Raw genomic sequence first — 629 nt, forward strand, 5'->3', positions numbered from 1 at the left:
GTTTCTGGTGCAAATAGGGTTTGATAATCGCGGCTGTGCGCAGAGCCGCGATCTCATCTCTGGGGTGGACGGAGCGATGCTCCATAGAGGCAGGCGATTTAGAAATTTTAGGTCGTGCACTCATAAATAGTCTAGCTATTTGAATGTATTAGTGATTCAAAGGTCTCGGATTCGGAGGTCTTTCATGTCACGCCGCCGCTATGAACGTACAGAGCGCGAATGGTTGATTATTGCGCCGCCGTTGCCATGCAAACCTTGTGGTGTACCCCGCGTCGATGATCGCATGGTACTCAATGGAATTCTGTGGCGCTTCCGCACAGGATCCTGGCGTTGGTGAAAGAAGGCGTTCCGGTTTACTGAACTTAGAGAATTAGGCTTTAGCCGTTTTCGTTTCGTCTTCGGGGTCAGGTTCATGCCTTTCAAACACAACGCCGCTCAACGCCATAAGATACGGCCGCAGAAGTTCAAGGTTGTTGATTGCCGCTGAGAATTGAGCCGCCTTTTAATTAATGTTCGGGTTTTTATTCACGGTCAAGTTTCGTGTATTCCTTTGCTCGTTTTGGTTCCTGAGCGGAACTGTTTTTGAACCTGAAGCTGTCATTTCCGGTTTCCAGGATGTGGCAGTGATG

General features: G+C 49.0%; 2 pseudogenes. One reads left to right on the forward strand and one right to left on the reverse strand.

Features of this window, described 5'->3' with window-relative positions:
* Positions 1–184: 184 nt before the first annotated feature.
* Positions 185–325: pseudogene (locus ABE527_RS21620) on the forward strand (IS5/IS1182 family transposase); the annotation flags it as partial.
* A 196-nt stretch (positions 326–521) separates the two neighbouring features.
* Here ABE527_RS21620 and ABE527_RS21625 read toward each other — a convergent pair.
* Positions 522–629: pseudogene (locus ABE527_RS21625) on the reverse strand (ATP-binding protein); the annotation flags it as partial.

Source organism: Brucella sp. TWI432, from assembly GCF_039674445.1.
Lineage (GTDB): Bacteria > Pseudomonadota > Alphaproteobacteria > Rhizobiales > Rhizobiaceae > Brucella > Brucella chromiisoli.